The following is a 20,631-nucleotide window of genomic DNA, read 5'->3' as shown; positions in this document are numbered from 1 at the left end:
CGCTAGCCCTTGCGTCCCACCAAGATCGTCCAGCCCAGCATCGGGCGGATGGTCCGCTGGTAGTAGAGCCAATCCGTCCGGCTCTTGGCCAGCACTTCATCGTGGTCCGGATGCTGCGGGTTCGCCCGGGCCCAGGTGAGCGTCGCGTGCCGGTGATGGCTGGCATAGCGCTCGAAATCGGCCTCGGAGGCGCTGATCGTTGCCGACACCTCGGCACCGTGGCGCTCGACGATGCCCATCATCCCGATAGTGTCGGGCGGCAGGATATCGCCCTTCGACACCACGGGCGGGTGCTTGAGCACCAGGTCGCCGATCACCACACGCCCGCCCGGCTTGGTCGCTGCGACCATCCACTCGAGCGCTGCGGGCACGTCGCCGATGGCGAACGAGGCTCCCAGGCAGAGGACGATGTCGTAGCTCTCCATCGCGACCGGGAAGCGCTTGGCCGATGAATTGTGGAAGGTGAGCCGCCCCCGCGCCGGGGCCTTGCGACGTGCGACCTCGAGGAAGCGGGCATTGACGTCGATGCCGACGCCCTCGATGGCATGGCGCTCGGCCCACTGCCGCATCAGCCACGCCTTGCCGCAGCCGATATCCAGGACGCTGAGGCCATCGGCCACATCACAATAGTCGTCGAGCAGCCTCAGTTTGCGGTCGGTGATGGGGTTCTGGATTTCGATGTCGCGCTCGGCGATAGCCCAGTAGTTCAGCGGATCCAAACCGAAGCCCTCCCTCGACGGTTGTGACCCCGACTATACCGTAAACACCTCTGCACGCAGCAAATTCCACGCGTCGGCGTCGGGGGCCATCAGCAAACCGCCGGCGCGATGCGACGGCAGGTAGGGGCTTCCGTCGAAACGGGCCACATGGCCTCCGGCCTCCTGGCAGATCAACGTGCCGCCCAGGTGATCCCAGGGCATCAGCTTGTTGAACATGACGAAGTGGCAGTGACCCGAGGCGAAGGTGCGATAGTCGTGGCCCGCCACGCGGTAGTTCGCAGCCACCCGGACCTTGGCGAGGTTGGCGAGCACCTTCGGTTTGCTGTCGGCCGGCAGGAACGTGATCGAGACGTGACCGACCATCTGGTCGAGTGCGGGCGCCTTGGCCACCTGCAGGCGCCAGTCGGAGCCATCGGGGCGACGCTGCCAGGCGCCAGAGCCCTTTTCGGCCAGCACCCAGTCGTCACCCATCGGGTCGTAGATGATGCCCGCGACGGTCTCGCCTTTGACGACAACGCTGGCCATGGTGGCAAAGAGCGGCAGCCCGGCCGCGAAGTTGGCCGTGCCGTCGACGGGATCGACCACGATGGCGAGGTCTGCATCGTCCAACCGGTCCAGCAGCGCCGGATCGGCGGCGACCGATTCCTCGCCCACGAACAGCGCGTCCGGCCAGGCTGCCGACACCTCGGCCTTGATGCGGTGCTCGGCCTGCTCATCGGCTTCGGTGACGAGATCGATGGCCTCGGATTTCTGGCGCACCATGCCCTGATCGAGCCGGCGGAACCGCGGCAGGACTTCGGCCTTGGCCGCGTCCCTCAGAATGTTGGCGAGGCGGGTGATATCGATCGTGGTCATGATGGTCCCGGGTCTGCTGGTGATGCCTTCATATGCACTGATTGCGACGGCGGCGTCTCCCACCAAAACGTCGAGCCGGCCGGTTCGCACTCAACGTCTTTGACCATGACGTGAATAACAGTATAACCTGACCTTAATACTGTTCTTCGTCGGACGCGATCGAGCCATGAGCAGTCACCCGCTATCGAAGCCGGAATTTGTCGCGATCGTTGCAGCGCTCATGATTGTCGACGCGCTGGCGATCGACATCATGCTGCCGGCCCTGCCCAACATCGGCGATACCTTCGCCGTGCTGCGCGAGAACGACCGTTCCCTCGTCATCACCGTCTTCATCATCGGTTTCGGGCTGCCGCAGATATTCTTCGGCCCGCTTGTCGACCGTTTCGGGCGACGCCGGCCGATCCTGTGGGGGCTGGCGGCCTATATCGTCTGCGCGCTCGCCGGCGCCGTCGCTCCCAGCTTCCTGTGGCTGCTGATCCTGCGCTTCCTGCAGGGCACCGCCGCCGCAGCAGTGCGTGTCGGCCTGAACGCGACCATTCGCGACCGATACAGCGGCAAGGAAATGGCCGAGGTGCTGTCGCTGGTCCTTTCCATCTTCCTGCTCGTCCCCATCATCATGCCCACGGTGGGACAGCTCATCATCCTCGCGGCGCCGTGGCAGTACATATTCGTCGCGATGGCGGCCATTGCCGCGGCCACGTGGGTCTGGACCTTCCTGCGCCTCGGTGAAACGCAGCGGCCGGAAGACCGGCGCTCGCTCGACTTCGGCGTGGTCGCCGAGGGCTTCCTGATCGTGCTGCGCAACCGGCGCGCCTTCTTCTACGGCGTCGCGGCGGTGTTCCTCCAGGGCGCCATCCTCGGCATGGTCGTCACGACGCAGCAGATCTTCACCGAGATCTACCCCTGGGGCGTGTTCTACCCCCTCTCGATGGTCATCATAGCCGGATCGGCGGCGATCACCTCGCTGATTGCCTCGCGGGTGCTCGGCCGCATCGGGCTGAGGCGCTGCTCGCATGGGGGCTCGATCCTCATCCCCGTCATCACCTTCGGTGCTGCCCTCGTCAGTCTCGGCCCGGGACTACCCGACTGGGGTTTCCTGCTTGCGATGGTACTGCTCGCGCCCTGCATCGTCCCGTCCTTCGCCGGCAGCGGCGCGCTCTCGATGGAGCCCCTGGGCGAGGTCGCCGGCACGGCTGCCGCTGTTTTCGGCCTGTTCCAGATGGTGTTCGGGGCGCTGCTCGGCTTCGGCATTGCCCAGGCCTATGACGGCACCGTCATTCCGCTGCTCGTCGGCATGGGCGTGATGGGCATCTGCGCCTTCGGCTGCTTCGCCATCGCCGAGCGGGGCCGCATGTTCGGGCGCGATCAGGCGCCGGCACCCGTCCCGGTCGAGGCCTTCTGAAGGCCGAGGAAATCGAACAGCCTGGGGTCGAGCAGATGACTGGCGTTCACGTTGCCCAGAGCGCGGATCATCACGTCCTTGCGGCCCGGCATGCGCTTCTCGATATCGTTGAGCATCGCCTTCATGGCGTTGCGCTCGAGCCCCTCCTGCGATCCGCAGAGGTCGCAGGGGATGATCGGGAACTGCATGTGCTCGGCGAACTTCTCGAGGTCGGGCTCGGCGCAGTAGATCATCGGGCGCAGCACCTCGATGTCGCCGTCGTCGTTCATCAGCCGCGGCGGCATGGCGGCGAGCTTGCCGCCGTGGAAGAGGTTCATGAAGAACGTCTCGAGGCTGTCCTCGCGGTGATGCCCCAGCACCAGCGCCGAGCAGCCTTCCTCGCGCGCGATCCGATAGAGGTTGCCGCGGCGCAGGCGCGAGCAGAGCGAGCAGTAGGTCGCGCCCTGCGGCAGCTTGTCGGTGACGATCGAGTAGGTGTCCTTGTACTCGATGCGGTGCGCGATGCCGCTGGCGGTCAGCCACTCGGGCAGGATGTGCTTGGGGAAGTTCGGCTGCCCCTGGTCGAGGTTGCAGGCGAGCAGTTCGACCGGCAGCAGGCCGCGCCACTTGAGGTCGAGCAGCAGCGCCAGCATGCCGTAGCTGTCCTTGCCGCCCGAAATGGCGACCAGCCAGCGCTCCCCGGGCCGGGCCATGCCGAACTTCTCGATCGCCTCGCGCATGTTGCGGATGAGGCGCTTCCTGAGCTTGTTGAACTCAACCGACCGGGGAGCCATGGCAAACAGCGGATGTGCGCCCGAGAGGTCCTCTGCCAGGGGATCGGCATGGGCTTCGAACAGGGCGGGCGTGGCGATCTCGTTCATGGCTGCCTGATAGCAAACCGCGCGCCCGACAGGAAGCGCGCCACATTACATCATGGCAAGGTGAGCGCGGATTCCTTGCCGGTTCCGAACTTAGTCAGTTAGATGACCGCGACCCCACGGAACTGCAAGGAGTTTACCCTTGTTCCGCTCATTCTTCCCTGAACCCAAGCTGTTCTTCACGTCAGCCATCCTCTGGATGCTGGCCGCGACCTTGATCTTCTTCTTCGCCGGCGGGCCGATCCGGTCGGCCATCAGCCTTGACCGCTTCTTCGCCCCGGCGATCTGTGCCCCTGGCGAGGGAGCACCGGCCGCCGAGGCACAGCCCGCCACTCCTACGCCCGAGGCCACTGGCGCCGCGGAGAGCGCTCCCCCGCCAGCTTCGGCGACGGCAGGCTGCGTTGCGGAGGACACCAACTTCCTCAACGGCGCCAAGCTCTGGGAGTATCAGTACATCCTGATGGTCGCGGCGCTGTTCTGCGTCTTCTGGTACTTCTACAAGCGCAACGACTGGTACTGGTGGTCCGTCGTGGCCTCGACCGCCATCCTTCTCTGCATCTACGCGCAGGTGCAGGTCGATGCCTGGATCAACGACTGGCAGGGCGCATTCTTCAACGTGCTGCAAAAGGCCCTGTCGCAGCCTGGCTCTGTAACGCCTGAGGAGTTCTGGCCGTACGTGGTCACCATCATTGCCGTGACCGTACCCAACATCCTGTTCCTGATCGTGCTGAGCTTCTTCACCTCGCACTATGTGTTCCGCTGGCGCAAGGCGATGAACTCCTACTACATGGCGTACTGGCAGAACATCCGGACCACCGAAGGCGCCGCACAGCGTGTTCAGGAAGATACGATGCGCCTGGCCCAGATCCTCGAGGACCTTGGGACCAGCTTCTTCAGCTCGCTGATCACCCTGGTGGTGTTCCTGCCCATCCTGTGGGGGCTTTCGCACCACATCACGGAGTTGCCGCTGATAGGCTCAATTCCGGGCAGCCTCGTTTTCGTCGCCCTGATCTCCGCCGCCCTCGGCACGGTTCTCCTGGGCGTCGTGGGATTCAAGCTGCCGGGCCTGCAGTTCCAGAACCAGCTGGTCGAGGCCGCCTATCGCAAGGAGCTGGTGTACGGCGAGGATAACCCCACGAGGGCCGATCCTCCGACCGTGCGCGAGCTGTTCGCGGGCGTGCAGAGGAACTACTTCAGGCTGTATTTCCACTACACGTACTTCAACCTCGCCCGGTACGGGTACCTGCAGCTGGCCGGCTACATCCCGCTGCTGGCCATGGCCCCGTCGATCCTCGCCGGCACGCTGACGCTGGGTATCTACCAGCAGGTGCAGAACGCCTTCGGCCAGGTCTCGAGCTCGTTCCAGTTCTTTGCCCGGGCCTGGACGACCATCGTCGAGCTGATCTCGGTCTACGCTCGCCTCAGGCGCTTCGAGTCCTTCATCCCGCCGGACCAGGAGCCGATCAAGGAGTCCTTCAGCGGCGCCGCCGTCTAGCAACAAGGCCGCCCCTCGGGGCGGCCTCTTCTCGATGTCGAGATAGGCTGACGAGAACGGCCCATCGCCCCCGACGACCGACCGACATCATCGATCGCCCCAAAGCAAATGGGCCGCCCTTGCGGACGGCCCATTCGAGAACTGTGTGGTGTACCGCGCGATTAGCGCGAGTAGAATTCGACGACCAGGTTCGGTTCCATCTGGACCGGGTACGGCACGTCGGCGAGAGCCGGGACGCGGACGTAGGTTGCGGTCTGCTTGGAGTGGTCGACCTCGACGTATTCAGGAACGTCGCGCTCGGCGAGCTGGTTGGCTTCGAGCACGATGCCGAGCTGCTTCGAACGCTCCTTGATCTCGACCTTGTCGCCGACCTTCACCTGATAGGACGGAATGTTCACGCGCTTGCCGTTGACCAGGATGTGGCCGTGCGACACGAACTGACGCGCGGCGAACACGGTCGGCACGAACTTGGCGCGGTAAACGATGGCGTCGAGACGGCTCTCGAGCAGGCCGATCAGGTTCTCGCCGGTATCACCCTTCACGCGGGCGGCCTCGGAGTAGAGCTTCTTGAACGCCTTCTCGGTGATCGAGCCGTAGTAGCCCTTGAGCTTCTGCTTGGCGCGGAGCTGCAGGCCGTAGTCCGAAGTCTTGCCCTTGCGGCGCTGGCCGTGCTGGCCGGGGCCGTAGGCACGGTTGTTCAGCGGCGAGGACGGACGGCCCCACAGGTTTTCGCCAAGACGGCGGTCGATCTTGTGCTTAGACTGAATGCGCTTCGACATCGTAATCCTTTCAGGTTGTCGAAAGTGATTGCGCCCTCCTCTGCCCGTCCTTGCGGAACGGACCGACAGATTCCACGATTTGGGGAATCCCGGGTGCGCTCGAGGAGCCCTAGGGCTCAACAAGTGGCCGCGTGATAGAGGTGCGATCCCGGCATGTCAAGCTCGAACGGCCCACCGGGCGGCCGTCTGTTCGGGCCCGGTAGCGCAAGGTGACCGTGCGGCTCTAGGCTTCGACCATCTTCCTGTCGAGCGTGCGCTGGTCGCGCAGACCCGGGAATACCTGGCTCCAGATCACGGCGATGGCGACTGAGCCGATACCGCCCAGCACCACGGCCGGGACCGGCCCTATGAGGTGTGCGACGGAGCCGGCGCGGAACTCGCCCAACTCGTTGCTGGCGCCGATGAAGACCGAGTTCACCGCGTTGACCCGGCCGCGGACCTCCTCGGGCGTCCAGAGCTGCATGATGGTCTCGCGGATGGTGACGCTCACCATGTCCGAGGCACCGACCAGCACCAGCGCAGGTATCGAAATCCACACCGTGGTCGACAATCCGAACAGCACCGTGAACGCGCCGAACAGCCCCACGAACAGGAACAGCAGCTTGCCCGCATGGTCGCGGATCGGGAACCGCGTGAGGACGAGCGCCATGACGATGGCGCCAACGCCGGGTGCAGCGCGCAGGAAGCCGAGTTCGGCCGGGCCGGCGTGGAGGATGTCCTTGGCGTAGATCGGCAACAGGGCCACGGCGCCGCCCATCAGCACGGCAAACATGTCGAGCGAGATAGCGCCGAGGACGACCTTGTTGGAGAAGATGTAGCGGAAGCCGGCGAGCATGGTGGCAAGGCTCGTCGCCTGGTGCGACTCGCGCTTGGGTGGCCGCGCGATCATCAGCACCGAGCCCATGGCCGCGACCAGCAGCACAGCGCCGGTGCCGAAGGCGACCGACGGATTGATGCCATAGAGCAGCCCGCCGACGGCCGGCCCCATGATCGAGGCGAACTGCCAGGCCGAGGCATTGACCGTGATGGCGTTCGAGAGCGCCTCGGGCGGCACGAGATTGGGCGCCAGCGACTGGGCGGCCGGCCCCCAGAAGGCCCGGGCCGTGCCGAGGACGACGAGGATGCCGAAGATCGGCCAGACCTCGTGCGCCTGGGCGTTGACGAAGGCGAGGAAGCCCAGCGCGCAGAGGAGTTCCACACCGAGGCACACGGCCATGATGCCACGACGGTTGAACCGGTCGGCTGCCAGCCCGGTCACGAGGATCAGCACCAGCGCCGGCAGGAACAGCGACAGCCCCACCAGACCGAGCAGGAACGGCTCGCCCGTCACATCGTAGATCTGCCAGGCGATGGAGACCGACATGATCTGCACGGCAAAGCTCACGAGCAGGGTCGTGGCCCAGAAGAAGCGGAAGCTGCGGTAGCTGAAGGCGAGCTTCGATGGCTCGGAGGGGGCGTGGGCGCTCATGATGGGCGCTCAGATGGCACGCCGGTCGACCCGCGGTCAAAGGCTACTTTGTGCTGGCCCGGCCCCGGGACTGGACATTGCCGGCCGATCTTCCAACACTCCGTCTTTTTTGGAGGACATCGCATGCCGTCTGGGTCGCCGACATCCGTGAGAACCGCCCGGTGCCTGTGCGGCGAGGTGGAGATCGAGCTGGCCGGAGCTCCGATCCTCGCTGCCACCTGCCACTGCGACGACTGCCAGGCGGGCTCGCGGATGATCGAGGCCCTGCCCGGTTCTCCGACTGTGCTCGATGCGGCTGCCGGGACCGCCTATGTCCACTACCGCAAGGACCGGGTCCGGATCCTCCGTGGTGCCGAGCGCCTGCGCAGCCTCAAGCTCAAGCCGGAGTCCCCGACCAATCGCATGGTCACGACCTGCTGCAACTCGGCGATGCTGGTGACCTTCGACAACGCGCTCCACTGGAACCCGGTCTATCGCGGGCGCCTCGGCGCCGATGCGCCGCCGGTGGAGATGCGGGTCAACACGCGCTTCGTTCCCGCGGGGACCAGCGTGCCCAACGACGTGCCGAGCTACCGCAGCTTTCCGTTCAGCTTCGTCTGGCGCCTGCTGAAGGCGCGGTTGGCGATGGCTATGGGGCGATAGGCGGCCTAGTCCTTCTTGGCCAGCCGCCCCTGCCTCAGGTGGGCGCGATCGATCGACGAGATCACGCCGCGCAAGGTGCGGATTTCCTGGGTGGAGAGCTGGGCCCGGGTGAAGGCGTTGCGCAGGTTGTCGACCATGGTGGGGCGCTTGTCGGCCGTCTTGAAGAAGCCGGTGCGGTCGAGCGTCTCCTCGAGGTGGTGGAAGAGCCCGATCAGTTCCTCGCGCGGCGCGGCCGGATCGAGCCCGCCGGTGAACGGGAGCACTTCGCCCTTGTCGTACTGCCGGCGCCATTCGTAGGACATCAGCAGCACGGCCTGGGCGATGTTGAGTGAGGCGAAGGCCGCCTCGACCGGGAAGGTGACGATGGCGTCCGAGAGCGCCACTTCCTCGTTGTAAAGGCCCCAGCGCTCGCGGCCGAACAGCAGCCCCGCCTTCGCGCCGCCCGCGATGTGCGAGATGATGCGCTGGGCGCCCTCTTCCGGTCCGTAGACGGTTTTCTGCATGTCGCGCCGGCGCGCCGTGGTGGCGAAGACCAGCGAGAGGTCGGCCACGGCGGCCTCGACGGTATCAAAGACACGCACCTGCTCGATCACGTGGTCGGCGCGCGATGCCGCGGCGATCGCCCGCTCGTTCGGCCAGCCGTCGCGCGGGTTGACGAGCCGCAGGTCCCAGAGCCCGAAATTGGCCATGGCGCGTGCCGTGGTCCCCACGTTCTCGCCCAGCTGCGGTTCGCACAGGATGATGGCCGGGCTCGGCCGGAGCGTGAACTCCTGCGATTTGTCGGTTCCGGCCATCGGCGCCACAAGCCCTTTCAGTGCATCGGCGGGCGCTCCGGCTCTCCGAAGTCGCAGACCACCACCTGGTCGCGCCCCGCCCGCTTGGCCTCATACATCGCGCGGTCGGCGAGCGAAACCATTTCGGAGAGCCCGGCCCCGCTCGTTGCGTCAAACGCCACTCCGATACTCACCGTGATGCGCTGCAGGCTGCCGGTCTCCAGCACCACCGCAAGATTGGCGACTGCTTTCCGCATCCGCTCGGCCACCGCCTGCGCCTCGCGCCGCGTGACCCGCGGCAGCACCAGTGCGAACTCCTCCCCGCCGATGCGGCCGAACAGGTCGCCCTGGCGTATCGCGGTGCGGATCGCCGCTGCCACCGCCACCAGCACCCGGTCGCCCGACGGATGGCCGTGCACATCGTTGATCTGCTTGAAGTGGTCGGCATCCAGCACCAACACCGCTGTCGCCGCCTGCTCCTGCTGCAACTGGACCAGCAACCCGGCCCCCTGCTCCATGAAGGTGCTGCGCGTCAGCGCATCGGTCAGCGAGTCGTGGCGCGCCAGCCGCTCGAGATGCTCGATGCGGCGGCGGCGCTCGGAATTGACGCTGGCGATGACCATCGGACCCAGCGCCACCAGCGCTACGCCCAGGTGTACCGCCGTGATCGAGTCGCCGACCACCTCGGCCCCAACTCCCAGGTTGAACAACCCGAGCTTGATGCCGATCATCGTCAGGCCCGAGTAGAGCATTACGAGGACGGCCGATGCGGCGAGCGGCAGCGTGAGGGCGCACCAGATCAATGCCGGCACGGGGAACACCATCGACACCGGATGCCGCACCAGCAGCGACAGGGCGATCGCCACGATCACCACCGCCATCGGCAGGAGCGCCTGCTTCGCCCGTGTGTCGAGACGCGGCGGCGGCCACCATTTCGCCGGCGTCGGCAGCGTCAGGATCACCGGCAGCAGCGCGAGATAGTTTACCAGCTCCGCGGCGAACCAGCCGGCCCAGCCTTCGAAATAACTCCGCCCAGTCAGCTCGCTTATCGCCAGACCGCCGACCACGCCTGCTGCCGCCGAGCCTGCGCACGCCATGAGCAGGAGCGAGATCACCCCCTGAGGCCGCGACAGCGCACGATCCTCGGGTTCCAAAGCACCGAAGAGCAGTGTGAAGGCCAGCACGCCCACGAGGTTGGCGATGGTCAGCACGATGACCATGTGTGGCCTGTCGCCCATCACCAGCCCTGCCGCGACATAGCCCAGGGCCGCACCGGTGAGCACCAGTACGGTGCGCAGCCGCGGGTCGCGCACCAGCACGCCCGCCAGAATGGCGTTGGCCGGCCAGAACGCGGCAAGGAAGCCGGCCGGGCGGGACATGCTGCCGGCAATCGCGGCCAGAAAGACGAGAACGGCGACGATCAGGATGTCGCGAGGGGAAAAAGAAAACAGACGGCTGCGGCCTTCGCCGTCTCCGGCCGCCGGAGTGAAGTCCATGGGGGTCCCCTGCGCGTGCATCCAACCTTGGACATCGCACCCGGGCACCTGACCCCTCAATCAGCACCCGGCATCTGCCGCGATGCCCTCAACGTCGGCAGTAGACCACGCACAGTGCTTCGCGTCAGGAACTATTGCAGGCCAGCCATGCGGTTTCGCAAGTCGACGGCCGACTACTCGACAACTAGCATTTCGCGCGCGTGAGACTTACGCAACCATATGCCGGCGCAGCTCTTTCACTTTGCTTCCGCGCAGCCACTCGCGGTCGAGGAGTGCGAAATGCAGTTCCTCGTCCCATTCCCCCTGGAACATGGCGTGCTCGCGATAATGCGCCTCGAGGCGCATGCCCAGGTCCCTCAGCATCTTCGCCGACGCCTCGTTGCGGGCGGCGCAGCGCGCGAATATGCGGTGCATGCTCAGCTTGTCGAAGCCCAGGTCGAGCATGGCGCGGGCGGCTTCGCGTGCGTAGCCCTGCCGGCGATAGGTCGGTCCCACGATGAAGCGGAGTTCGGCCTGGCCGGCCGTGGCGTCGGTCCAGCGCAGAGACACCTGCCCGATCAGCGCGTTGTCGCTCTTGCGCACCACGGCGAGCGAAATGGCGTCGCCTGGACGGTGCATGCGGTGCTCCTGGATCATGGTATCCAGAGCTGCCTGGACCTCTACCTTGTCCCGCGCCTTCCAGTCGAGGTAGCGCTGCACGTCGGGCAGAGCGTGGTAGGACATTACGGCGTCCAGGTCCGACTTCTGGAAATTCCTAAGTAAAAGCCGGTCCGTCTCGATAGGTAGTTCAGGCATCGGCATCTTCCCGTTCCTCCCCGAAAGAACTCATACGGCGGGAACGTGGTGCCCATACGGCGGTTCCGGCAACAGGTCAGAAAAATCCTGCCCGACGGACCTTTGTCCGCGAATAATGCCTTACGATTCAAATCGTTAGCGGCGCTCTGCCGTTCGCCATTCGTCCTCGAGCACGGCGTAGACGAACTCCTCGTCCCATGCCCCCTTCACGAAGGCGTGCTCACGGAAGTGTGCCTCGCGCCGCATGCCGAGACGCTCCATCACGCGCCAGGACGCATGGTTGGCTGCGGCGCAGCGGGCATAGATGCGGTGGAGACCGGCGCCGTCGAACCCCATCTCGAGCAGCTTTGCGCCGGCCTCGGTGGCGTAGCCCTGTCCGTGGTAACCGGGATCGAGGATGTAGCCGATCTCGCCCTGCCGCCCGGCTTCGTCGCGCAGGATCAGCGACAGCTCGCCGATGACGCCGGAGCGCTCCTTGGTCTCGACGGCGAGGAAGATCTTGTCCCCCTCGACCCGCAGCGCTTCCTGACCCACGCGCATCTGCAGCGCCTCGGCCACGCTCTCGCGGGTCATGGGCCCATCCGACAGGTAGCGGGCGACATCGGCGCGCTGGCGATAGGCGAATACTGCATCGACGTCGCCGCGCGTGAAGGGGCGCAGCCGTAGCCGATCCGTTTCGATGGGATAGCGGGGTGCGTAGACCATGCCTTCGCATAGAGGCAGAGCCAACCGCGATCAATACGACTGCTTGCGGATCGGCAGGCGCTGATGTCTGCTCGCCGTCATGACCAACAACGAAAAGCCGCAGGTTGACCTCACCGCCGCCTGCGCTTGCGGGGGCGTGACGCTATCCGTGCGCGGTCGTGTCCGCTCCATGTTCCTGTGCTCCTGCGAGGACTGCCAGCGCGCCACCGGCACGGGGCACTCGGCCGTCGCGCTCGTTGCCATTGGTGACGTCACAGTTACGGGAGACGTCGCCAGCTTCGCCCGACCGGCCAACTCCGGCGCGACACTGACGCGCTGGTTCTGCCCGCGCTGCGGCACGCCGATTTATGCCGCCTCGAGCCGCGCACCGGCTCTCGCCATGCTGCCGGTCGGCCTGTTCGGTGCTGCTGCGGACTGGTTCGTGCCCAACCAGCTTATCTTTGCGCGGAGCCATCGCGACTGGGACATTGTCGCGCCGGACCTCCCCCATCACGCCACCTATCGCAACGAGGGAGGCCACTGATGTCCATTGCGTCCGACGAGCTCGCGGCGCGGCTCAGGCCCCTGCTCGCCTCCCGTGAACTCGTCGAAAAGAAGATGTTCGGGGGCATCGGCTTCATGCTCCGGGGCAACATGGCCATCGGCACCACCGCCAAGGGTGAGCTACTCGTGCGCATCAATCCGGCGAAGCAAGCCGAAGCCCTCGACCGGTCCGGCGCTTACCAGATGCACATGGGCCCGCGCCCGATGACCGGCTTCATTGCCGTCGATGCCACCGGCACGTCCGACGATGCCGCGCTCAACCGCTGGATCGCCTACGCCCTCGGCTTCGCGGAGACCCTGCCCCCGAAATGAAGAACTCCGAGACGATGAATCACCTGGCCGAGCGCGTCCGCATGCTGGTGGGCGACGATCCGCGCATCACCGAAAAGTACATGTTCGGCGGCCTCACCTTCCTCCTCAACGGCCACATCCTCGTCGGCTGCAGGAAGGATGGCGGCATCCTGATTTCGGTCGGCAAGGACAATCACGAGGCGGCAAAGGCCCGGCCGGGTACCACCGAGTTGGTTCAAAACGGCCGGGTGATGTCGGGCTTTTTCTGGATCGACGGCGACGCCATCGAGGACGACGAGGCGCTGGAGGATTGGGTCCGCTTTGCCGAAGCGGCGGTCGTCCAGCGCCCGCTCAAGGTCCAGAAACCGAAAAAGCCCAGATCGCCGAAAACACCCAGGGACCGTTCCTAGACGGCCGAAAACACCAATGTCGCGTTGACCCCACCGAAGCCGAAGGCGTTCGACAGCGCGTGGCGTACGGCCTTCTCCTGCGCCACCTTGGGCACCAGGTTGAACTGCTCGCCCACGTCCGGGTCATCGAGATTGCGGGTCGGCGGCACGATACCGTTGCGGATCGCCAACACCGAGAACACTGCCTCGATGGCGCCGGCGGCGCCCATCAGGTGCCCGGTCGCCGACTTGGTCGAGGAAATCGCGAGGTCCTTGCCGCGATTGGCGAATACCGCCCCGATGCCGGCCAGTTCCGCCGCATCGCCGACCTGCGTCGAGGTCGAGTGGGCGTTGATGTAGTCGATCTCGCCCGGCGACAGCCCGGCCATCCGCAGTGCGCCGCGCATCGCCGCCTGCGCCCCGGCGCCGCCTGGCTCGCCTGCCGTCAGGTGGTAGGCATCCGCCGACGTTCCGTAACCGGCAAGTATCGCGAGGGGCGTCGCGCCGCGTGCCCTGGCGTGGCTCAGCCGCTCGATCACCAGCACCGCCGCGCCTTCCGCCAGCACGAACCCGTCGCGCTTCCGGTCGAACGGCCGCGACGCGCCTTCCGGGTCATCGTTGAACGCCGTGGCCAGAGCCCGCGCCGCACCGAACCCGCCGACCGAGATCGGATCGACCGAGCCTTCCGCGCCGCCGACGATGGCTACATCCGCCTCGCCGGTGAGGATCAGCCGCATGCCGTCGCCGATCGCCTGGCCCGAGGCGGCGCAAGCGGTAACCGGCGCGCCGATCGGGCCCTTGAAGCCATAGCGGATCGAGATCCAGCCCGCCGCGAGGTTGGCGAGAAAGCTGGGCACCGTGAACGGCGACAGCCGCCGCGGCCCCTTCTCGATGATGGTCTCGACCGCCGCCGCCATCACCGGCGAGCCGCCGACGCCGGTGCCGATCACCGTGGCGGTCCGCGCCTTCTGGTCCTCGGTCTCAGGCACCCAGCCCGACTGCGCGATCGCTTCCTGCGCCGCCACCAGCCCGTACTGGATGAACAGGTCCATTTTCTTGATGTCCTTGGGGTCGATAGCCACAAGCGGATCGAAGCCCTGCGGGTCCGTCTCCGTCGTCGGCACGAGCCCCGCGACCTTCGCGGCATAGTCGGTCACGTCGAAGCGCGTATTCCTCACGATGCCGCTCTTTCCCGCGATGAGGCGCGACCACACTGTGTCGACGCCGGTTCCCAGCGGGCTGACGACGCCCATGCCGGTGACGACGATCGGATCGGACTGGGTTGCCATCGGTATTCTTCCTTTCGTGTAGTTACACGGGTTGGAGCGGAAACTGCCGCCGCCCGCGTCCGGTTCAGATGGTGGCGAGCCGCTGCAATTTCATCAGGGTGTCTTCAAAGCCGTCGGCGCCCAGCTCATCGCGGATCTCCGCCTGCGCCTTACGCCACAGCGGCAAGAGCTCATCGACCAGCGCCCTGCCCTTCGGCGTCAGTGAGCAGATGCGGCCATTGCCATGCTCGGCCGGCCGCGAAGCGATCAGCCCCATCTTCTCGAGCCGATCGAGGTTCCGCGTCAGCGTCGTCCGCTCGAACCCGCGCTTCTCCGCCAGCTCGCTGACGTTCCGCTCACCCGACGCAACGATCAGCCCGAGCACCGAATACTGCGTGGAGGTAATGCCGAACGGCCGCACATAGGCATCATACCGCCGCGTGATCGCCCGCGCCGCCATCCGCGTATTCGAAACCATGCACCGGCTGAAATCATCCATGCGCAGGAAGATAGTGTGTATATGCACGGTGTCAATCGGCCTTGGCGACCCTGCCGTTTCGGCTAAGCTCGAATCCGGAGGGCTCGAAATGCACTTTCTGGTCGTCGGCGCTGCCGGATTCATCGGCCGGCACATCGTTGCCGCGCTCCTGGCCGAGGGCCATCGGGTCACGGGTACCGCGCGCGATGCTGACAGGCTCAAGCAGATATTCCCGTCCATCACGGCACTGCGAGCGGACTTCAGTTCCACCACCGATGAGGATTGGTGCACTGCGCTCGCCGGCATCGATGTGGTCGTGAACGCGGCCGGCCAGTTGAACCGGCAGTTGCGGAACGTGCACGTGGATGGCCCCGCTGCGCTCTATCGTGCCGCGCTCGCGGCTGGGGTGCGCCGCATCATCCTCATCTCCGCCATCAGTGCACGGCCGGATGTGGACACCGACTACGCCCGCACCAAGCTGGAGGGTGAGGAAGTCCTGCGCAGCAGCGGCGTCGCCTGGACCATTCTCCGCCCCTCACTGGTCGTCGCCGGGGACAGCTTCGGAGGGAGCTCGGTCCTGCGCGGCCTTGCGGGGTTGCCATTCCTGACTCCCGTTCTTCCGTCCAACGACGCCCGCTTCTCTCCCCTTCATGCCAGCGACCTGGGGCGGATCATTGCCCGCGTCGGCGGCGACGACCGCTTGATGGGGCAGACACTTGAGCCATGCGGTCCGGAAACCTACTCGCTTGGCGAACTCGTCGCCGTCTATCGGCGCTGGCTCGGGTACGGCGCCTCCCGTCAGCTCCGGCTTTCGGAGGCACTGGTCGCACCTGTGGCCCGGATGGGCGAATGGCTCGGTGGGCCAATATCGACCACCACCATGCGCCAGCTCGCTGCTGGCAATGCCGGTGACGCTGCGGCCTTCACCACCGCGACAGGCTTTGCGCCGCGTGAGCTCACTGCTGTCCTCGAAGCGGAACCCGCGGGCGTTCAGGACCGCTGGCATGCCCGACTGTTCTTCCTCGCCATAGCGGTGCGGGCGAGCCTCATTTTTCTCTGGCTGGCGTCTGCCCTGAGCGGCCTGCTGTTCGGCCGCGCCCAGGCCGATGCGTTTGCAGCCGCGATTGGTCTGCCCGCGGCGCTGGTGGAGCCGCTCATAGTCGTCACCGTCCTTCTGGATCTGGTGGCAGCCGCGCTTCTGCTGACACGCCGGTGGCGGCTGGCCCTGACGCTCCAGCTCGCGTTGGTGCTCGGCTACACCATTGGCCTCACCATCGCCCTGCCCGGGCTTTGGGCCGATCCTTTTGGCGCATTGCTCAAGAACGTGCCCATCCTTGCCCTAATCGCGGTCAACGCAGCTCTTTCCGAGTCGCGCTGATGGACCCGTACCTCGTTCTCAAGTGGGTCCACATCCTGAGCTCGACCGTGCTGTTCGGCCTCGGTGCCGGAACGGCCTACTACTTCTGGATGGCGCATCTGAGCCGCGATGCCCGCACCATCGCCACCGTCGGGAGCATGGTGGTCACCGCGGACTGGATCTTCACCGGCACCAGCGGCATCGTGCAGCCAGTCTCCGGCCTCCTGCTCGCGGTCAGCGCCGGATATGACCTCGGCGCGAGCTGGCTCGTCGCCACCTACATACTCTATGCGATCGCCTTCGCGTGCTGGGCGCCGGTGGTCTGGCTGCGGATACGGGCTCGCGACCTCGCTTCGGCCGCAGCGGCGGCGAAAGGCGAGCTGCCTCCAGAGTACTTCCGCGTGATGCGGCTTTGGTTCGCATTGGGATGGCCCGCCTTCATCGGGCTTGCAGGCACGTTCTGGCTGATGGTCGCCAAGCCTGACCTCTGGTGAGGTCGCCCTCTGCCTGCAGCACTACCAACGGATAGGCCGCTCCTGCCGCGATGCGCTTGACCATGTCGGCGGCGGGCCCCTACCTAAGTGCAACAGTGGAGTCGCAAGGCGCCCTGTGAATGGGGGCTGCCATGACTATCCGCTTATCAACGGCACTGGCCGCGCTGTCGGCGCTTGTGGTGCTGGCTGCGATTCCAGCTCTGGCCCAGGAGGCGCCCGCTGGGCCGTCGTGGACTGGCGCTTATGTCGGAGCCGGGCTCGGCGCCGGGCATCTCTCGACCGATCAGTATTCTCCGCCCCAGCTGAGCTATGGCGGCTATGCGGCCGCCGACTACGCGGGCTGGCATCCCTATGGAAGCATCCAGGGAGGGCTGGACCTGCAGCTGGGCAGCACGGTGCTCGGCCTCAAGCTGCAGCACGCGGTCACCAATTCCGACGGTGATTCCTTCATGAAGGTGGACGAACTGGTGTCGTCCAACGCCGTTGCGCTCACCAGCCTGTCGGCCCGTGCCGGCTACCTGTTCCAGCCGCAACTGCTCGGCTATGTCAGCGCCAGCGTCGTTGCGGGCCAGTTCAACTATGCCAGCGTCGACGAGCGCTGGGGCCTCGTGGACGACAGCCTCGACGCAACCCGCACCGGCTGGGGCATCGGCGCGGGCGTCGAGTACCGCGTGACCGAGAACGTCTCCATGTTCACCGAATACACCTACGTGCGGTTCGAGACGGGCAGCGCCACCTTCGACTATGGCTCAGCCTATCCGTCGAACTGGACCTACGAATACACGCACGATCTCGGGACAGTGCAGGCCGGGCTGAACTTCCGGTTCTAGAGGACGTGTCATCCGTAAATCGGGTTTAGCTATCGGAGAGAGCGCGGACAGCCCCTGTGCCCTCTTCGCCAGTCCCCCTCACCCGCGCGCCCTCTCCCTGAGCCAAATGGCCGCCGCCCGCTTCCTCCCGCCAAATTTCATGCTATTAGCCGCGGCATCAGATTTTCCGCGCCGCTGAGGAGCTTACGCATGGCCAAGATCAAAGTTGCCAACCCTGTCGTCGATCTCGACGGCGACGAGATGACCCGCATCATCTGGCAGGCGATCAAGGACAAGCTGATCCTCCCGTACCTCGATCTCAAGATCGAGTACTACGATCTCTCGGTGCAGAACCGCGACGCCACCGACGACCAGGTGACGGTCGATGCCGCCAACGCCATCAAGAAGCACGGCGTCGGCATCAAGTGCGCCACCATCACCCCCGACGAGCAGCGCGTCGAAGAGTTCAAGCTCAAGAAGATGTGGAAGTCGCCCAACGGCACCATCCGCAACATCCTGGGCGGCGTGATCTTCCGCGAGCCGATCATCATGAGCAACGTGCCGCGCCTCGTGCCGGGCTGGACCCAGCCGATCATCGTCGGCCGCCACGCCTTCGGCGACCAGTACCGCGCCACCGACTTCAAGTTCCCGGGCAAGGGCAAGCTGACGATGAAGTTCGTCGGCGATGACGGCACCGTGCAGGAATACGACGTGTTCGATGCCCCGTCCGCCGGCGTCGCCATGGGCATGTACAACCTCGACGACTCGATCGCCGACTTCGCCCACGCGTCGTTCAACTACGCGATCAACCGCAAGGTCCCGTGCTACCTTTCGACCAAGAACACCATCCTCAAGGCCTATGACGGGCGCTTCAAGGATATCTTCCAGGAGATCTTCGACCGCGACTACAAGGCGAAGTTCGACGAGCTGAAGATCTGGTACGAGCACCGCCTGATCGACGACATGGTCGCCTCGGCGCTGAAGTGGTCCGGCGGCTATGTCTGGGCGTGCAAGAACTACGACGGCGACGTGCAGTCCGACATCGTGGCCCAGGGCTTCGGCTCGCTCGGCCTGATGACCTCGGTGCTGATGACCCCCGATGGCAAGATCGTCGAGGCCGAGGCAGCCCACGGCACCGTGACCCGCCACTATCGCCAGCACCAGCAGGGCAAGGAGACCTCGACCAACTCCATCGCCTCGATCTTCGCCTGGACGCGTGGCCTGCAGCATCGTGCCAAGCTCGACAACAATGCCGAGCTGGCGAAGTTCGCCGAGACGCTCGAGCAGGTCTGCATCGATACGGTCGAGTCCGGCCAGATGACCAAGGACCTTGCGCTGCTCGTCGGTCCCGACCAGAAGTGGCTCTCGACGCTGGGCTTCCTCGACGCGGTCGATGCCAACCTGCAGAAGGCCATGGCCGCCGCCTGATCCGGCTCTTTTGCCGACATTCGAAGCCGCGCCGCCCGTCCGGGCCGGCGCGGTTTTCGTTTCTGCCCCTCCGTACCTCCGCCCCAATGGGCTGGTACCCCGGCAGCCCCCTGCCGAGAGGAGCAAGGCCATGGACATGAAGCTCGAACTGGTTGCCGTACCCGTCAGCGACGTCGATCGTGCCAAGTCGTTCTATGTCGACCGCGTCGGCTTCAATGCCGATCATGACCACCGTGTCAGTGACGACATCCGGTTCGTGCAGCTGACGCCCCCAGGCTCGGCCTGTTCGATCGCTTTGGGCAAGGGGATCACCAACGCGCAACCGGGGTCGGTGGAAGGCCTCCAGCTCGTGGTTTCCGATGTCGACGCGGCGCGGGCCGAACTCAGCGGCCGCGGCGTCGATGTCGGCGAGGTGCAGGATTTCCCCTGGGGCCGGTTCATCTTCTTCGCCGATCCCGACGGCAACCGCTGGGCCATCCAGGAGATGCGACGCGGCGGCTGACGCCGCGTCCCGCAACGTCGGGACGCCGCGCGTCACAATGAAGCCATCAACGCTGCAAAATCTGGCCGCCGATTCCGGGGGGCTCGATGTTTCGCAGGATTGTGCTGGTGCTGGTGGTGGTTAGCGCCGCCATCTACGTGTTCAACGCGTCCTGGCGCGTCGCACCGCCCGAGGGCGAGGTGCAACTGATCGCCCATCGCGGCGTGCACCAGACCTTCAACCGCGAAGGACTCGATAACGACACCTGCACGGCCGAACGCATCTTTGCGCCGACCCACGACTACCTCGAGAACACCCTGCCCTCGATGCAGGCCGCCTTCGCGGCCGGCGCGGATATCGTGGAGCTCGACGTCCACCCCACCACCGACGGCCAGCTTGCGGTGATGCACGACTGGACCATCGACTGCCGCACCGAGGGTACCGGCACGACCCGCAGCCACGACATGGCTTACCTGAGGGCGCTCGACATCGGTTACGGCTACACCGCCGACGGCGGCGCGACTTTGCCCTTCCGCGGCAAGGGCGTCGGCATGATGCCCGAGTTCAAGCAGGTGTTCGCAGCCATGCCCGAGGGCCGCTTCCTCGTGAACTTCAAGAGCAACGAGGCGCGCGAGGGCGACATGGTCGCTGCCGTGCTGGCGGAGCATCCGGACTGGCGCAAGGGGGTGTGGGGCGCCTATGGCGGCGATCCGCCGACCTTCCGCGCGGCGGAACTCATCGAAGGGCTCAACGTCTGGTCGCGTCGCAGCCTCGTCGACTGCCTGTTGCAGTACGAGGGGCTGGGCTGGACGGGGTTCATGCCCGAGGCGTGCCGGAACACCAAGGTGATGCTGCCGATCAACGTCGCCCCCTTCGTCTGGGGCTGGCCTAACCTGTTCCTCGAGCGCATGAAAGCTGCGGGGTCGGAGGTGATCCTGCTCGGGCCCTATTCCGCCGGAGACCCGGGCACCGCAGGCATAGACACGCCGGAATTACTGGCCCAGGTGCCCGATGTTTTTGCCGGCTACATCTGGACCAACAAGATCGAGACAATCGGCCCGCTCGCACGCGACCGCTTCAATAGAGACTAAATAATTAGCCAGTGTG

The 20,631-nt window shown here is 65.8% G+C and carries 23 protein-coding genes; 12 read left to right on the top strand and 11 right to left on the bottom strand.

The genetic code is table 11. The annotated features are described in order from the left end of the window. Positions 1-2: 2 nt before the first annotated feature. Together PRN20_RS12055 and PRN20_RS12050 are read right to left on the bottom strand one after the other, a co-directional pair. Positions 3-719: an SAM-dependent methyltransferase gene (locus tag PRN20_RS12055; RefSeq protein WP_273957613.1), complete on the bottom strand. Its 717-nt coding sequence runs from the start codon at positions 717-719 to the stop codon at positions 3-5. A gap of 33 nt (positions 720-752) precedes the next feature. Beyond that, positions 753-1,577 carry an inositol monophosphatase family protein gene (locus PRN20_RS12050; RefSeq protein ID WP_273958075.1) on the bottom strand — a complete coding sequence of 275 codons (825 nt, stop codon included), beginning with the start codon at positions 1,575-1,577 and terminating at the stop codon, positions 753-755. Between the two features lie 163 nt (positions 1,578-1,740). Here PRN20_RS12050 and PRN20_RS12045 point away from each other — a divergent pair, with 163 nt between their 5' ends. Beyond that, complete coding sequence (locus PRN20_RS12045) at positions 1,741-2,976, top strand: multidrug effflux MFS transporter (protein ID WP_273957612.1); 1,236 nt, start codon at positions 1,741-1,743, stop codon at positions 2,974-2,976. Here the strand turns inward: PRN20_RS12045 and ttcA are convergent. After that, complete coding sequence (ttcA, locus tag PRN20_RS12040; RefSeq protein ID WP_273958073.1) at positions 2,940-3,749, bottom strand: tRNA 2-thiocytidine(32) synthetase TtcA; 810 nt, start codon at positions 3,747-3,749, stop codon at positions 2,940-2,942. The genes PRN20_RS12045 and ttcA overlap by 37 nt on opposite strands. 226 nt (positions 3,750-3,975) lie before the next feature. On the opposite strand from ttcA, the gene PRN20_RS12035 reads away from it, so the two are divergent. Continuing rightward, a complete protein-coding gene (locus tag PRN20_RS12035) occupies positions 3,976-5,328 on the top strand; it encodes a peptide transporter (RefSeq protein WP_273957611.1) in 1,353 nt (450 codons plus the stop codon). Positions 5,329-5,489: 161 nt separating this feature from the next. Here PRN20_RS12035 and rpsD read toward each other — a convergent pair whose 3' ends face one another. After that, entirely contained in the window at positions 5,490-6,107 is a 618-nt protein-coding gene (gene rpsD / locus PRN20_RS12030) for a 30S ribosomal protein S4 (RefSeq protein ID WP_273957610.1), read from the bottom strand. Between the two features lie 223 nt (positions 6,108-6,330). Next, the gene (locus PRN20_RS12025; protein WP_273957609.1) at positions 6,331-7,575 is read right to left on the bottom strand and encodes an MFS transporter; all 1,245 of its coding nucleotides are present in this window, start codon (positions 7,573-7,575) and stop codon (positions 6,331-6,333) included. A 147-nt stretch (positions 7,576-7,722) separates the two neighbouring features. Between PRN20_RS12025 and PRN20_RS12020 the strand changes: the two genes are divergently transcribed. After that, positions 7,723-8,217, top strand: a complete 495-nt coding sequence (locus PRN20_RS12020) for a GFA family protein (RefSeq protein WP_273957608.1) — start codon at positions 7,723-7,725, stop codon at positions 8,215-8,217. 5 nt (positions 8,218-8,222) lie between these two features. Here the strand turns inward: PRN20_RS12020 and PRN20_RS12015 are convergent, their stop codons facing one another. The 4 genes from PRN20_RS12015 to PRN20_RS12000 form a co-directional block, all read right to left on the bottom strand. After that, on the bottom strand, positions 8,223-9,011 hold the full coding sequence (locus tag PRN20_RS12015; protein WP_273957607.1) for an RNA methyltransferase: 789 nt from the start codon (positions 9,009-9,011) through the stop codon (positions 8,223-8,225). Between the two features lie 17 nt (positions 9,012-9,028). Further along, a complete protein-coding gene (locus PRN20_RS12010) occupies positions 9,029-10,486 on the bottom strand; it encodes a GGDEF domain-containing protein (protein WP_273957606.1) in 1,458 nt (485 codons plus the stop codon). A 207-nt stretch (positions 10,487-10,693) separates the two neighbouring features. Next, positions 10,694-11,281, bottom strand: a complete 588-nt coding sequence (locus PRN20_RS12005) for a GNAT family N-acetyltransferase (protein WP_273957605.1) — start codon at positions 11,279-11,281, stop codon at positions 10,694-10,696. Between the two features lie 135 nt (positions 11,282-11,416). Then, positions 11,417-11,986: a GNAT family N-acetyltransferase gene (locus PRN20_RS12000; RefSeq protein WP_273957603.1), complete on the bottom strand. Its 570-nt coding sequence runs from the start codon at positions 11,984-11,986 to the stop codon at positions 11,417-11,419. A gap of 79 nt (positions 11,987-12,065) precedes the next feature. Here PRN20_RS12000 and PRN20_RS11995 point away from each other — a divergent pair, with 79 nt between their 5' ends. From PRN20_RS11995 to PRN20_RS11985, 3 genes are read left to right on the top strand one after another with little or no spacing between them, the layout of a single operon-like run. Further along, complete coding sequence (locus tag PRN20_RS11995) at positions 12,066-12,509, top strand: GFA family protein (RefSeq protein ID WP_273957602.1); 444 nt, start codon at positions 12,066-12,068, stop codon at positions 12,507-12,509. Continuing rightward, positions 12,509-12,841, top strand: a complete 333-nt coding sequence (locus PRN20_RS11990; protein WP_273957601.1) for a TfoX/Sxy family protein — start codon at positions 12,509-12,511, stop codon at positions 12,839-12,841. The genes PRN20_RS11995 and PRN20_RS11990 overlap by 1 nt, the downstream gene beginning before the upstream one ends. Continuing rightward, positions 12,838-13,230, top strand: a complete 393-nt coding sequence (locus tag PRN20_RS11985; protein WP_273957600.1) for a TfoX/Sxy family protein — start codon at positions 12,838-12,840, stop codon at positions 13,228-13,230. The genes PRN20_RS11990 and PRN20_RS11985 overlap by 4 nt, the downstream gene beginning before the upstream one ends. Here PRN20_RS11985 and fabF read toward each other — a convergent pair. Further along, positions 13,227-14,498: a beta-ketoacyl-ACP synthase II gene (gene fabF, locus PRN20_RS11980; RefSeq protein ID WP_273957599.1), complete on the bottom strand. Its 1,272-nt coding sequence runs from the start codon at positions 14,496-14,498 to the stop codon at positions 13,227-13,229. The two genes, PRN20_RS11985 and fabF, sit on opposite strands and share 4 nt — an antisense overlap. A 64-nt stretch (positions 14,499-14,562) precedes the next feature. Continuing rightward, on the bottom strand, positions 14,563-15,003 hold the full coding sequence (locus PRN20_RS11975) for a MarR family winged helix-turn-helix transcriptional regulator (protein WP_273957598.1): 441 nt from the start codon (positions 15,001-15,003) through the stop codon (positions 14,563-14,565). 61 nt (positions 15,004-15,064) lie between these two features. On the opposite strand from PRN20_RS11975, the gene PRN20_RS11970 reads away from it, so the two are divergent. From PRN20_RS11970 to PRN20_RS11945, 6 genes are all read left to right on the top strand, one after another. Next, on the top strand, positions 15,065-16,333 hold the full coding sequence (locus PRN20_RS11970) for an SDR family oxidoreductase (protein ID WP_273957597.1): 1,269 nt from the start codon (positions 15,065-15,067) through the stop codon (positions 16,331-16,333). Further along, positions 16,333-16,806, top strand: a complete 474-nt coding sequence (locus tag PRN20_RS11965; protein WP_273957596.1) for a DUF2269 family protein — start codon at positions 16,333-16,335, stop codon at positions 16,804-16,806. Before PRN20_RS11970 ends, PRN20_RS11965 begins: the two co-directional genes overlap by 1 nt. Before the next feature lie 131 nt (positions 16,807-16,937). Beyond that, complete coding sequence (locus PRN20_RS11960) at positions 16,938-17,636, top strand: outer membrane protein (RefSeq protein ID WP_273957595.1); 699 nt, start codon at positions 16,938-16,940, stop codon at positions 17,634-17,636. Positions 17,637-17,825: 189 nt separating this feature from the next. Then, complete coding sequence (locus PRN20_RS11955) at positions 17,826-19,043, top strand: NADP-dependent isocitrate dehydrogenase (protein ID WP_273957594.1); 1,218 nt, start codon at positions 17,826-17,828, stop codon at positions 19,041-19,043. Positions 19,044-19,173: 130 nt separating this feature from the next. After that, entirely contained in the window at positions 19,174-19,545 is a 372-nt protein-coding gene (locus tag PRN20_RS11950; RefSeq protein ID WP_273957593.1) for a glyoxalase superfamily protein, read from the top strand. Positions 19,546-19,631: 86 nt separating this feature from the next. After that, on the top strand, positions 19,632-20,615 hold the full coding sequence (locus tag PRN20_RS11945) for a glycerophosphodiester phosphodiesterase family protein (RefSeq protein WP_273957591.1): 984 nt from the start codon (positions 19,632-19,634) through the stop codon (positions 20,613-20,615). Positions 20,616-20,631: the final 16 nt, after the last annotated feature.

Source organism: Devosia sp. ZB163 (assembly GCF_028613635.1).
Taxonomy (GTDB): Bacteria; Pseudomonadota; Alphaproteobacteria; order Rhizobiales; family Devosiaceae; genus Devosia_A.
Note: the sequence above shows the minus strand (reverse complement) of the source record. Positions and strands in the feature narration are given on the sequence as shown.